This window comes from Bacteroides sp. A1C1 (assembly GCF_004328515.1).
Classification (GTDB): domain Bacteria; phylum Bacteroidota; class Bacteroidia; order Bacteroidales; family Bacteroidaceae; genus Bacteroides; species Bacteroides uniformis.
Genome location: NZ_CP036491.1, coordinates 2,973,300 through 2,986,671, shown reverse-complemented (window position 1 = coordinate 2,986,671; position 13,372 = coordinate 2,973,300). Strand labels below are relative to the sequence as shown.

Sequence of the window (13,372 nt, the reverse complement as noted above, 5' to 3'; positions counted from 1 at the left end):
CCAGTTGTTATGATGTAAACGACAAAATCATAATACGGATAATGAATCATCAAAGAATTCTATCATCAAGATTCAATATGTCGCTGGGATTCATCCCCGTTATAATATCCATCATATTATGCGAGTTTATAACGCAGGACATGTCCATCTACATCGGTACAGGTGTAGGACTCTTCTTTAGCATCTATTCGGTGAGGCATAGAGGGACTCATGTTCCACAAATCATACTTTACTGCACTACCGGAATGTTACTGCTATTATCGGTAACAACCCTATTCCTCGTAAACTACTGTCCACGTTTTATGCTTCCGTTCACACTGGAAATCAGCGCTATCATTCCCCCATTCGTCATCTACCTCAATAGGAGAAAATTTCTGGACTACCACATGTCTCAGACACAGAAATGCTGCAAGCAGCTTTTTGCACAAGGGGCAGAAGCCGCCATCGTATCCTCACGCGTAATCCTTATCATAAGCCTGCTGCATTTTCTGATTATCTCCTTGGCGATTCTGGTCAGTTACCCTTTGGGAGATACTACCCGCCACATTCTGTTTTATGTGGCGCCTCCCCTCGTCTTTATATTAGGCATTCTGTTCAACCAATTCGGTATCTTCTATTTCAATATAGTGATGAACCACACGGTTTTCGTACCGATAGTCAACACCAAAGGAGATGTCATGGGGAAAGCCATCGCTTCAGAAGCCATCAACCGGAAAAACGACTATATCAATCCGGTCATCCGGATTGCCGTTGCCTCACACGGCATGCTGTTTCTCCTCCCCCGCCCCAAATGCAACGTTTTCGAGAAAGACAAAATCGACTTACTGATGGAGGGTTACCTGATATATGGAGAAACATTGGAACAAGGCGCACACAGAATTTTACGGCAAACGCTTCCCACCGCCCCATTAGACCATTTGCACTTCAACTTCATGTATCATTTTGAGAATGAAGCCACCGACCGCCTGGTCTATCTCTTCACGCTAGACCTGGACGATGACTCCATCTTATGCAATAAGAATTTCAAGGGTGGAAAGCTATGGACGTTCCAGCAAATGGAACACAACCTGGGACGGAACTTCTTCAGCAGTTGCCTGGAATATGAATTCGAGCACCTGGAAGCTATTATTTATACAAGAGAAAAATACAAGGAATCTTAGAAAGGTCGGGAGTCTTTCCCTGCCACTCCCTCACTGTCTTGGTTTTGATATACTCCCCTTCACAAGTAATGTTCGCCGCAATGCAGAGCTTGGTCTGCGGACGGCAGTTATGAAGAATATCCTCTATCATCTTATTATTGCGGTAAGGCGTTTCAATGAAAAGCTGGGTCTGATGTTCATTATAGACGCGTTGTTCCAGCATTTTCAGCTTTTTGGCACGCTCTGCCGGTTCAATGGGAAGATAACCGTGGAAGGCAAAGCTCTGACCGTTGAAACCGGAACCCATAACAGAGAGGATAATAGAAGAAGGTCCCACCAAGGGGACCACTCTCAAGTTTTTCCGTTGTGCAATAGCCACTACGTCCGCTCCCGGATCGGCCACAGCCGGACAACCGGCTTCGGAGATTACGCCCATCGGCTGCCCCTCCACCAGCGGCTTCAGATAGCCGGAGATGTCTTCAGGCGACGTATGCTTGTTCAACGTATAGAATGTCAGCGCATCAATATCTATTCCCTTGTCCACCTTCTTCAGAAACCGACGTGCCGAGCGCACATCCTCCACGATGAAATGACGGATTCCCAGTATTATCTCCTTATTATAAGGAGGCAACACTGCTTCAATAGGCGTATCGCCCAAGGTGACAGGCAAAAGATAAAGTGCGATTTCCATTAGCCGTAGATGATATTTCCGTTTTCGTCCTTATACTCATCCAAACCCTTCTCATAGGTAGCCATGGCGCGAAGACTCATACCTACGCTGGAAAAACCTCCATCGTGGAACAAGTTCTGCATGGTAACCTTGCGGGTGAGGTCGGAAAACATGACGATACAGTAGTCGGCACATTCATCGGCAGAAGCATTACCAAGCGGAGACATGCGGTTGGCGAAGTCGAACAGCTTGTCCATACCTTTCACACCGGAACCGGCAGTGGTCATCGTAGGAGACTGGGAAATGGTGTTGACACGTACATGGTGTTCGCGTCCGTAGATGTAACCGAAACTGCGGGCGATAGATTCCAGCAGTGCCTTGGCATCTGCCATATCGTTGTAACCGTAAAACGTACGTTGCGCAGCCACATAACTCAGAGCCAGGATTGAACCGTAGTCGGCAATGGCGTTGAGCTTCTTGGCAGCTTGTATCATCTTGTGGAAAGAGACAGCGGAAATATCCAGCGTCTTTTCCAACATATCGTAATCCAAATCATCATATGTACGTTTCTTACGCACATTGGGAGACATACCAATGGAGTGCAGCACGAAGTCGACCGGGCCACCCAATACTTCCATAGAGCGTTTGAATACATTTTCCAAATCTTCTACACTTGTAGCATCTGCGGGAATCACCTCGCAGTTCAGTTTCTCCGAAAGAGCGGACACTTCGCCCATACGTACGGCAACCGGCGTATTCGACAAAGTGATGGTTGCACCTTCTTCTACTGCTTTTTCTGCTACTTTCCAGGCAATGGACTGCTCATTCAGAGCACCGAAAATAATGCCTCTTTTTCCTTTCAACAAATTGTAACTCATACCTATTTTTAGTAAAATTCGGCTGCAAAGATAGGAAGTTTTTGCATAAAAAGCCCGAAAGTGTGCAAAGAAAAGGGAAGAACGGCAAAAAATACACCAATCACCCACTGCAAAACTACTGCAACACTTGTGCAGTGCCACTGCAATACTGTTGCAGTCACGCTGCACCCCATCTGCAGTACTACTGCAAAGCGCATACAGCAGGAATGCAGTAATAATGCACTGATTATCAGCCCAGGGCTTGCTATTCTGCAAATACCTGATGAAACCCGAGGCAGCATTTGAACATGAGCGCAAAAAGCCCTATATTTGCAGCAAACTAAAAAATAGAGAAAGCAATGAAGAAGTTGATTATATTTGACCTGGACGGAACTTTACTGAATACAATAGCCGATTTGGCACAAAGTACAAACCATGCCCTGCAAGCGCTCGGCTATCCCACCCACCCGGAATCGGCCTATAACTTCATGGTTGGCAACGGAATCAACAAACTGTTCGAGCGCGCCCTCCCAGAAGGGGAAAAGAGCGAAGAAAACGTCCTGCGTGTCCGCAAGGAGTTTGTGTCTTATTATGACGTGCACAATGCAGATAAAAGCCGCCCTTACCCCGGCATCCCCGAACTGCTGGAACAGTTGCAGGAGAAAGAGATGATATTGGCAGTGGCTTCCAACAAATATCAATCGGCTACCGTGAAACTGATTTCACACTATTTCCCCAACATACGTTTTACCGCCGTCTTCGGACAGCGGGAAGGGGTCAACGTGAAGCCCGACCCAACAGTGGTGCATGACATTCTGGACATCACCCGGATATCCCGTGAAGACGTACTATATGTAGGAGACTCCGGAGTGGATATGCAGACAGCCGCCAATGCCGGAGTCACCGCCTGCGGAGTCACTTGGGGATTCCGTCCCCGCACAGAACTGGAAGAGTTTCATCCGGCACATATCGTAGACAATGCTACGGACATTGCCGTTATCGCTGCTCTTTGAGAGGGCACTCCCTCCCCGAGGTGATAAGGAACAGGAAGTGATGACAACAACTATCACCCAAGATATGTAGGGTCAGAACAATTCCCACATCACACCTTTATCTCCCCCCATCACAAGATAGGCATGCCCGTAAATTTTCAGAATATAACCAATATAACTATCAATCCTCCACATCTTTTCCCCATAAATCAATATCAGATGGAGCTTTCCATAAGCTCCATCCGACCAATAGTCCTATTGCCAATAAAAAAATCAAATATATCATTATAGTCCGGTTTGTTTCAATGTTTTATAATAACACTGCGAACGGTATGAAAGTTCACTCCACCCGAATTTGGAGAAAAAGGCACGTACACGAGGATTAGTTTCCTCCCCCGACTCTCTTAATCGAAATACATGCAGATACAATAAATTTACAAATCGAATCTTTCTTCATGCAATCATTCATTTTTTGTATTAGAACAGTTTTATTTCCCAAAACAAAAGTAATGCTTTCTTTCCAAACGGATATGTAGTTTTCAACGTAGAAGATGTGTTATTTGGTTTTCGTGTACGAAAACGAGCAATTTTGTGCACGATAACGACCAATTTCGTCCAAAATTGTTCCATTTACTAATAATTATGCTTTTCAAGTTTGATTAATTGAGAAAAGGTCTTATTTTTGACCCGGTTTTTAATTCATACTATTGCAAAAACAAGCTCAATTACCTAATTAAATCACAAGAGAATGGAACAAGTTTTCGGCTATATCATCGGCTTAGGAGCAGCAGTGATGATGCCTATAATCTTTACAATTTTGGGAGTATGCATCGGTATTAAATTCAGTAAGGCATTAAAGAGCGGTCTGCTGGTAGGTGTCGGGTTCGTAGGTCTGTCAGTTGTCACTGCATTGTTGACCAGCAGCCTCGGTCCTGCTCTGAGCCAAGTCGTTGAAATTTATGGTCTTCAGCTGAAAGTATTCGACATGGGATGGCCAGCAGCTGCTGCTGTAGCCTATAACACATCGGTAGGTGCATTCATCATTCCGGTATGTTTGGGAGTAAATCTTCTGATGTTATTAACGAAAACGACCCGTACGGTCAATATCGACCTTTGGAACTACTGGCATTTCGCATTTATCGGCGCAGTCGTTTATTTTGCCAGCGACAATATCTGGTGGGGCTTCTTCGCCGCTATCATCTGCTACATCATTACCCTGATTATGGCCGACTATACCGCCGACAAATTCCAAGGATTCTACGACAAGATGGAGGGTATCTCCATTCCCCAGCCTTTCTGCGCAGGTTTCGTACCATTTGCCGTAGTCATCAATAAAGCATTGGACAAAATCCCCGGTTTTGACAAATTGAACATCGATGCGGAAGGCATGAAGAAGAAATTCGGTTTGCTGGGTGAGCCTCTGTTCTTGGGTATTCTGGTTGGTTGCGGTATCGGTGCCTTGTCTTGCAAGAACAGCCAGGAACTGGTAGACAAGATACCTTATATATTAGGTTTGGGTATCAAGATGGGCGCCGTAATGGAACTGATTCCGCGTATCACCGCTTTGTTCATCGAAGGTTTGAAACCTATTTCCGATGCTACCCGCGAGCTGATTGCCAAGAAATTCAAAGGTGCTGTCGGCCTGAATATCGGTATGAGCCCCGCATTGGTTATCGGCCATCCTGCAACGCTGGTGGTTTCCCTGCTGCTGATTCCCGTAACCATACTGCTGGCTGTCATCCTGCCGGGTAACCAGTTCCTGCCTTTGGCGTCGCTGGCCGGAATGTTCTACCTCTTCCCGCTGGTACTGCCCATCACGAAAGGAAATGTAGTAAAGACATTCATCATCGGACTCGTTGTACTGACCATCGGTCTTTATTTCGTAACAGACCTCGCCCCCTATTTCACACAAGCAGCCCACGATGTATACGAGAAGACACAAGACGCTGCCGTGAATATCCCTGCCGGCTTTGAAGGCGGCGCACTGGACTTTGCATCCAGCCCCTTCGCTTGGGTCATTTTCCACCTGACCTACTCGTTGAAATGGATAGGCTCCGGTATCCTTGTATTATGCACATTGTTCCTGATGATTATGAACCGTCGTGCCATTATCAAATACCAGAAATCAATCAAAAATTAAAAGTTAAATAGTAACGGATTATGAAAAAGTTAGTACTTGCATTTATGATGGGAGCAGCTGCCATGGCAGCCAATGCCCAAGTGAATTACAAAGTGCAGACCGCCTGCCATCCGCAGGACGTGAAGCATTATGACACGGAACTTCTACGCAGCAGATTCATGATGGACAAAGTCATGGCTCCGGATGAAATCAACGTAACCTACACCCTCTACGACCGGTTGATTTACGGTGGCGCCATGCCGGTGAACAAGACATTGAAATTGGAAGTGTTCCGTGAACTGGGTCCGGAAATCACTTACTTCCTCGAACGCCGCGAACTGGGTGTCATCAATACCGGCGGTGACGGAGTGGTTACTGTAGACGGCAAGGAATACCCCATGAAGTATAAGGAAGCCCTTTACGTAGGCTGCGGAAATAAGGAAGTAACCTTCAAGAGCAACGACGCTACCAATCCCGCCAAGTTCTACATCAACTCGGCTCCGGCCTACAAGCCCTATGTTACTCAGCTGATTACTACCGATGCCAAGCTTCAGAAAGCCAACCCCAAGAAATATGCACTGGGCATCTCCGACCATTATGGAAAAATGGAGGACAGTAACGACCGCATCGTAAACCAGCTGATTGTGAAAGATGTACTGGAAAGAGTGAAAGACGGTGGTACCAACCAGTTGCAGATGGGACTCACGGAACTGGCTCCCGGTTCTGTATGGAATACCATGCCTGCCCACACACACACTCGCCGCATGGAAGCTTACTACTACTTCAACCTGAAACCCGGCAACGCTATCTGTCACTTGATGGGCGAACCGCAGGAAGAACGTCTGATATGGCTGCACAACGAACAAGCCATCACTTCTCCCGAATGGTCTATCCACGCTGCTGCCGGAACCAGCAACTATACTTTCATTTGGGGTATGGGCGGTGAAAACCTGAAATACAGCGACAAAGACGAAATCAAATACATCGATATGAAATAAAGTTGCCCTGTAGCGCCCGATAGGCATGGACTTAAATAATCCATGCCTATTTTTGTCATTTTCAGCATCCTAATTTACCCAATATTACACCTCGAACAACACACAAACCTACATTTGTATCAAAATATAAATCTATTATCATGAGTACATTTCAAAACACCGCAGGGCGGATGACCAATTACCGTTGGATTATCTGCGCCATGCTATTCTTCGCGACAACCGTCAACTACCTCGACCGCCAGGTTCTTTCATTGACCTGGAAAGATTTTATCTCCCCCGAATTCCACTGGACCGATACACACTACGGCTACATCACGGCCATCTTTTCCATCGTCTATGCCTTAGGCAATCTGTTTGCCGGACGTTTCATCGACTGGATGGGAACGAAGAAAGGATATTTATGGGCCATCGCCGTATGGTCCACCGGCGCCTGTATGCACGCCCTTTGCGGACTTGCCACAGAAGTGACCCTCGGCATTGAAAATGCCGCCAACATGATTAGTGCTACCGGTGCATTGGCCTCTACCATAGCCATCACCAGTGTTTACTACTTCATTGCCGCCCGTATCATACTGGGCATCGGTGAAGCAGGAAACTTTCCTGCCGCCATCAAGGTTACCGCCGAATATTTTCCCAAGAAAGACCGTGCCTTCTCCACTTCCATCTTCAATGCCGGCTCTACCATCGGAGCACTGATAGCCCCATTGTGTATCCCTACCCTGGCCCGCTACTTCCAACGCATGGGCGTGGGCAACGGCTGGGAAATGGCTTTTATCGTTATCGGCGGATTGGGTTTCATCTGGATGGGACTATGGATGTTCATGTACAAGAAACCTGATGAAAATCCACACGTAAACGCAGCTGAGCTGGCATATATAGAACAAGACAAAGAGGAGGATAAAAAGGCGACTACTCCGGCAACCAAGGACGAAAAGAGCATTTCTTTCCTGCAATGTTTCAAATATCCGCAGACTTGGGCTGTATTTTTCGGCAAATTCATGACTGACGGTGTATGGTGGTTCTTCCTCTTCTGGGCACCCGCATACATTTCGGACGTTTACGGATTCTCCTCAGATACTCCCACGGCACAGATGCTTATCTTTGTGCTCTATGCCATCACGATGTTGTCCGTCTATGGCGGAAAATTGCCCACCATCATTATCAACAAGACCGGCAAGAACCCCTACGCCGCACGCATGCAGGCCATGTTCATCTTTGCACTGTTCCCGCTATTGGCATTGTTTGCACAGCCATTGGGCAACAAGGAAGTATTTGGCGAACAAGCCTATTGGTTCCCGATTATCATCATAGGTATTGCAGGCGCTGCCCATCAGTCCTGGTCGGCCAACATCTATTCTGTGGTAGGTGATATGTTTCCCAAGAGCACCATTGCCACCATTGTGGGAATCGGAGGTATGGCGGGCGGTATCAGCTCATTCCTCATCAACATGAGTTCCGGTTTGCTGTTCGACTATGCCGACAAGACACAAATGGTATTTCTCGGATTTCAGGGCAAGCCTGCCGGATATTTCATCATCTTCTGTATATGTGCAGTGTCCTACCTGATAGGCTGGTGCATCATGAAGGCACTGGTTCCGAAGTACAAACCGATTATAGTGGACTAATCAGAAGTCTCTTTATAGATATTCAAAATCATGCGGAGTTTGCAAACTGCATTACATGCCTTGCAAACTCCGCACAAAAAAGCCCTTTCTCACGAAATGGCTTTTCTTTGTTCAATTACAGTCAAAAACAAAAAACTGTAAATGGAACACAATTTAAGATGAAAAAAAGGGAAGTCTCACGACTTCCACAATTCTTCTAACCTTAAATCTAAATCTCTATGAAAAAAACGTAATGCAAAGATAATGGTTTATCCCACACAGCGTTATTAATAAACTCTATAAAGAAGCAGAGAATATTTAAGATTTACTAATAAGACGGTTACGAATGGCAAACTACAGACAAGAGCTCGGCATAAATAGGGTTAAGTTTCAATAGTTGCGGCACTCCTGTCATAAACATCTGCTTGCGGGCACGAGTAAGGGCAACATTCAATTTCCGGTCAATCCGAGTACCGTTTTCCTCCGTCATATTTGCCAGAAACTTCAACTGATAAGCCCGGTTCACACAGAAAGAGTAGATAATGACATCCCGTTCGCTACCTTGGAAGCGCTCCACGGTGTCTACCAATATATCCTCCAAAGGAGCAATACCCAAAGCGGCAATCTCTTTCTTAATCAAGGCTATCTGACTGCGATAAGGAGTGATGACACCTAAAGTGACAGCCGGGTTGAAACCGGAAACAGCCGCATACTGCCGATAGATAGCCGCTGCCAACCGTGCCACAATCCGCGCCTCCGAATGGTTCATCTTGGCCGACTGTGCCGGCGGTTCGACTGCGGAAGGCAGAAAAGCGACACGACGAGTGAGCAAGCCGGCAAACTCACAATCACACAATTCAGGAGCAAGGGTCAGCTCACCCTGCTGGTGCGGCAAGCCAACCGGCTCCAGCAGACCACCGTAAAAAGCACGATTAGGAAACAAAGCTACCTCGATATTCATGCGTCCCTGACGACAGAGCATGTCATAGGAGGGATGAGGGATAAGGGATGAAGGATGAGAGGTTGATGTCTGGCGATTGGCGCTCTCCCTGGAGAGGTTTCTATAAAGGCGTTCGAAAAGGGAATCTTTCAAATTATACAATCCGATGGCCTGCAAAGCTTCGTCACACACTTCCGACTGCTCGGACGATTGCAAGACCACTGCGGGCAGCTGCTTATGGTCACCTATCAAAATAAATTTGCCGATGGCATCCGCGCCTGCAGGATTACGGGTACAGAGTAATCCCAGCAGTTGTGGTTCCAAAATTTGAGTAGCCTCATCCACAATCGCTACATCAAAAGTCTTCAACCGGAAAAGCTCGGTCTTGGAAGAAAGCGTGGCAACCGTACCGACAAAAACACGGCAACGGGCAATGCGCTCTTGCACCTGCCGCCGAGTGGCACAAGGTTCCAGCACATTCTCAATCAGATACGGGCGGAATGACTCATCACAAGACAACTCACTGCCTAAACGGATAAAGTCTATTTCAGGCTCAATGGAGGTCAGCGCCTTACTGATTTCATCTACGGCACGATTGGTATACGAAAGCAGCAAAATCTGTTTCCCCTCCCGGTAAAAGGCTTCTACCATGCCCCGTAGCGCGCGGGAGGTCTTACCGGTACCCGGAGGACCGATTAAAAGGAAATAGTCGCGGGCAGCCTGCGCTTTCAGAGTAATCCGCGAAAAATCATCCGGAGCGGTCGCAATAGCGGCATCCAAAGAAGCATCGAATTCGGGAGGGCGCTGCCCCAACAACAAGTCACGTCGTCTTTGGGTGGCAGAAAGAAAAGCGGAAAGTCCCAGATACATGCTACGAAAGGAGGTGTCCATATAGTCGTGCTCTATGGCATAAAGGCTAGCAGCAGGCAATACACCCGCATTCTGCTGAGTGGCACGAAGACGGATGCAGACTTCGTCATCGGATATGCGCTCTATATTACCTTTGAATACCATCTTGTTGGTAACGTTGTCGGTATCCGTATTCCGTTCGTAAAGAACCACCGCATCACCCTGACGGAAATTGGGCAAACTCCCCCCTACTCCCGGCTCCGCGGAGTATTCCCTCCCCCTCCCTACCGGGGAGGGGGTACGGGGGGAGAGGCTTAAATACGGTTTATGCGCATCTGCCGCATGATTCTCGCAAATAGCCAAATCGTACAGAATTTCACCTGCCTCACATTTCTCAGCCAGTGTGGAAAGCCAGAGGGCGGCAGCGCCGGTACGTCCTTCATAATCCACATCTCCAGATTTGGAGGTATAGAGTTCCTTGGTTATAAAATTATAGAGCGTATAAAAATAGCTTTGTTCCAACGACGAAAGCGAACGGATGCGTTGCGCTACGGCATCGATGGAAGGGTAAAGGAAACGTTTCCACAAGGTATTGTCCAAACCGCGCTCGTTCAAGGTGTCCGGATGAATGTCTTTCAGGCGCTCTGCCGTATACTGCGGGCTGTTCCGTAACTGGATGCCATATTCATTGGCTACAATCCGGTTACGCACATCCATCACACGGCGCACCATTGCCCACGAAGGACGTGCCGGATAAAGCAACGGATAACGGGTATAGAGCAGGTAGGCCTTTACACGTCGATGGTCCATTCCCATAGAATACTCCAACACAGCCTGATAGAGCAACATCTGTACCTTATTGTTTTCTTTAGGCTCCACCTTACCACGGATGGAATACTCGTCCGCCTTACCGGACTTCATTTCAATGAACGAGGTCATATCCCGCTGCATGTAGTCCAGACGCCCTTGCAAACCCAATGCTTCACAGATGTAAGAGGGTTCCAGCACGGCATCAGTCCTATCGAGTTCATAGCCGGATGCACGGAATGTTTCTGTCACCGTCCGGCGGATATTGTCGAAATGGCGCTTGCAATCGGAAAAGAATTCGGCTTCCTTCTCCCGGTCGCGCAGGTCGGCACATGCTGCCAGCTCAATGGGATAAGAACGGAAGGCCTTCTTCATGCATGCCAAATAATCGGGTGCCTCCTTGGCATGAATCCACTCGTCCAGAAAGAGGTTGGCAATATTACCCAACAGTAACGGACGGGTATTGTCCGGCGACTGGAGCCGTGCCAGGATATAGTTGGCAGGATGATGTCCGTAATCCTTAAAGCATTCGGCAAGCGAACTGATGTCTATCAAGTAATCGGGCTCAAGTACAATAAAGGAAGGAGTAAGTATGCCGGCTTCGTCCACCGTAACATCCAGCAGATTGACCTGGGCATGCCGCCACAGAATCCGGCAGGTTTCTGCAAACTCTTCATTAATCTGAGGTACATTGTAACGGACACGTAACGGCTCATCGGCCACAGTGTCTACTGGCAGTACATATAAGTAAGTATCATCGGCATACTGAAAACAGACGCGCATGCGCTTTATCTGCTCTTTGGCGGGCGGCGCCACTATATAGGTGGCATCCGCACGGGGCAGCAGGCGATAAAGCCCGGCAGGTATCTCCTCCCCTGTCAAGCGCTTGACAAAGAATGCCAGTGTCTTGGCATCACGCAACAACTGTTCACGTTGCGGTTCCGTCTGGCGGTTCAGAATAGCATTGGAGGTCAGCCGGAAGGTATGCAGACGGTTCTGTTCCACGGTGGAAAGTCCGGCCTTCGAAGCCACGAAACTGATACGTGCAGAAAGGTCCGTCATCTGCAAGCTTCCGTCGGGCATCTGTGTACGGCACAAACGCTCCAGCAATTCGCGCAATTGCCGATAGGCCACATCCAGGGAGCTTTCCTCAACGTGGCAGGCTTCCTGCAATATACTAAAATATTCTTTTACTTCACAATCCGTCATTCCTCTGTCTCCACTTCTTCCGCTTCATCATCAGTTTTTTTATCCTTTATCATCAGGATACTCAACTCATAGAGCAGATAAAGCGGCACCGCCACTACTGTCAAGGTAAACGGGTCACCGGTCGGAGTAATGATGGCCGAGGCAATAACAATGATGACAACAGCATGACGGCGGTATTTCCGCAAAAAGGTCTTGTGCACCAGTCCCAGCAGGGAAAGCAGCCATGTCACCAGCGGCAGTTCGAATGCCAGCCCCATGCAAAGCACCAGCATCATGAAATTGTCAATGTACGAGTTCAGGGAAATTTGATTCTCGATGGCTGCACTCAATTGATAAGTAGAAAGGAAACGCAAAGTCAGTGGATAGACCATAAAATACCCCAGCGACACACCGATGAAAAACATCACCGTACCTATACCCAGCGCTTTCCTCACCCCTTTACGCTCGTTTGGATAAAGGGCAGGGCTTACAAAGCGCCAGATTTCATAGAATATATAAGGAGCAGCCGTAACCACCGACATCCAGAAAGCGGTAGACATGTGGACAAAGAACGGTGCGGCAAGATTGATATTGATGAGTTTCACATGAAACTCTTGAGTAAAGAATTCATCCTTCAAATCCAATTTCTGCCCTATCCAACGGAGCAGGTCATAGAAAACAAAGTCGTTATGGCAAGGAGCCAGTATCACGTTGTCAAACAGATAAGGCATGGCAATAAAATAACCGATAGCCAATACAAACCACACACCAAGCACACGAAACAGTACCCGGCGCAACTCGTCCAAGTGATCCCAAAAGGTTAGCTCTTTTTCTGCCATAAACACCAATGCATTTACTATTTTACGATTTACTATTTGGGCTACGCAGTGGAATGAAAGATAACAAGTCTACCCATACTTCTGCAATTTGCAGAGTATCAAATAGTAAATCGTAAATAGTCAAATAGTAAATCCTTTTATTTCTTTTCAGCTGGTTTATCCAAATCTTCCTGAGCCTTGTTTATCTCTTCTTTGGCTTCATTCACACCATCCTTGAAGCTCTTCACTCCTTTGCCCAAACCACGCATCAATTCGGGAATTTTCTTACCGCCAAACAATAGTAAGATGACCAATGCAATAATTATCCATTCGGAGCCGCTGGGCAGAAAGCCTAATAAAAGTAAGTTTGTCATAGTTATATCTGATTAAT

Annotated in this window: 10 protein-coding genes; 5 read left to right on the top strand and 5 right to left on the bottom strand. The window is 47.3% G+C overall.

The features are described from left to right. The first annotated feature begins 41 nt into the window (after nucleotides 1–41). Nucleotides 42–1,160, top strand: coding sequence for a hypothetical protein (locus EYA81_RS12025; RefSeq protein WP_117599450.1), 1,119 nt, complete (start codon nucleotides 42–44; stop codon nucleotides 1,158–1,160). Here EYA81_RS12025 and EYA81_RS12020 read toward each other — a convergent pair. After that, nucleotides 1,126–1,830 (bottom strand): SAM-dependent methyltransferase, encoded by a 705-nt coding sequence (locus EYA81_RS12020; RefSeq protein ID WP_117599337.1) that lies wholly within the window; start codon nucleotides 1,828–1,830, stop codon nucleotides 1,126–1,128. The genes EYA81_RS12025 and EYA81_RS12020 overlap by 35 nt on opposite strands. Next, complete coding sequence (locus tag EYA81_RS12015) at nucleotides 1,830–2,687, bottom strand: enoyl-ACP reductase (RefSeq protein ID WP_025835705.1); 858 nt, start codon at nucleotides 2,685–2,687, stop codon at nucleotides 1,830–1,832. Before EYA81_RS12015 ends, EYA81_RS12020 begins: the two co-directional genes overlap by 1 nt. Nucleotides 2,688–3,025: 338 nt before the next feature. On the opposite strand from EYA81_RS12015, the gene EYA81_RS12005 reads away from it, so the two are divergent. The 4 genes from EYA81_RS12005 to EYA81_RS11990 all read left to right on the top strand — a co-directional run bounded on the left by EYA81_RS12005 (nucleotide 3,026) and on the right by EYA81_RS11990 (nucleotide 8,400). After that, the gene (locus tag EYA81_RS12005; RefSeq protein ID WP_131225810.1) at nucleotides 3,026–3,679 is read left to right on the top strand and encodes an HAD family hydrolase; all 654 of its coding nucleotides are present in this window, start codon (nucleotides 3,026–3,028) and stop codon (nucleotides 3,677–3,679) included. Nucleotides 3,680–4,406: 727 nt separating this feature from the next. Next, nucleotides 4,407–5,798 carry a PTS galactitol transporter subunit IIC gene (locus EYA81_RS12000; protein ID WP_117599335.1) on the top strand — a complete coding sequence of 464 codons (1,392 nt, stop codon included), beginning with the start codon at nucleotides 4,407–4,409 and terminating at the stop codon, nucleotides 5,796–5,798. Between the two features lie 20 nt (nucleotides 5,799–5,818). Continuing rightward, nucleotides 5,819–6,775, top strand: coding sequence for a 5-dehydro-4-deoxy-D-glucuronate isomerase (kduI, locus tag EYA81_RS11995; RefSeq protein ID WP_005823932.1), 957 nt, complete (start codon nucleotides 5,819–5,821; stop codon nucleotides 6,773–6,775). A 140-nt stretch (nucleotides 6,776–6,915) separates the two neighbouring features. Continuing rightward, a complete protein-coding gene (locus EYA81_RS11990; protein WP_117599334.1) occupies nucleotides 6,916–8,400 on the top strand; it encodes an MFS transporter in 1,485 nt (494 codons plus the stop codon). A gap of 319 nt (nucleotides 8,401–8,719) precedes the next feature. On the opposite strand, the gene EYA81_RS11985 is transcribed toward EYA81_RS11990, so the two are convergent. The 3 genes from EYA81_RS11985 to EYA81_RS11975 form a co-directional block, all read right to left on the bottom strand. Beyond that, nucleotides 8,720–12,184 carry a DEAD/DEAH box helicase gene (locus tag EYA81_RS11985; protein ID WP_131225808.1) on the bottom strand — a complete coding sequence of 1,155 codons (3,465 nt, stop codon included), beginning with the start codon at nucleotides 12,182–12,184 and terminating at the stop codon, nucleotides 8,720–8,722. Continuing rightward, nucleotides 12,181–13,002 carry a twin-arginine translocase subunit TatC gene (gene tatC, locus EYA81_RS11980; protein WP_005823936.1) on the bottom strand — a complete coding sequence of 274 codons (822 nt, stop codon included), beginning with the start codon at nucleotides 13,000–13,002 and terminating at the stop codon, nucleotides 12,181–12,183. Before tatC ends, EYA81_RS11985 begins: the two co-directional genes overlap by 4 nt. Before the next feature lie 137 nt (nucleotides 13,003–13,139). After that, nucleotides 13,140–13,355, bottom strand: coding sequence for a twin-arginine translocase TatA/TatE family subunit (locus EYA81_RS11975; protein WP_005823939.1), 216 nt, complete (start codon nucleotides 13,353–13,355; stop codon nucleotides 13,140–13,142). Between the last annotated feature and the right edge of the window lie 17 nt (nucleotides 13,356–13,372).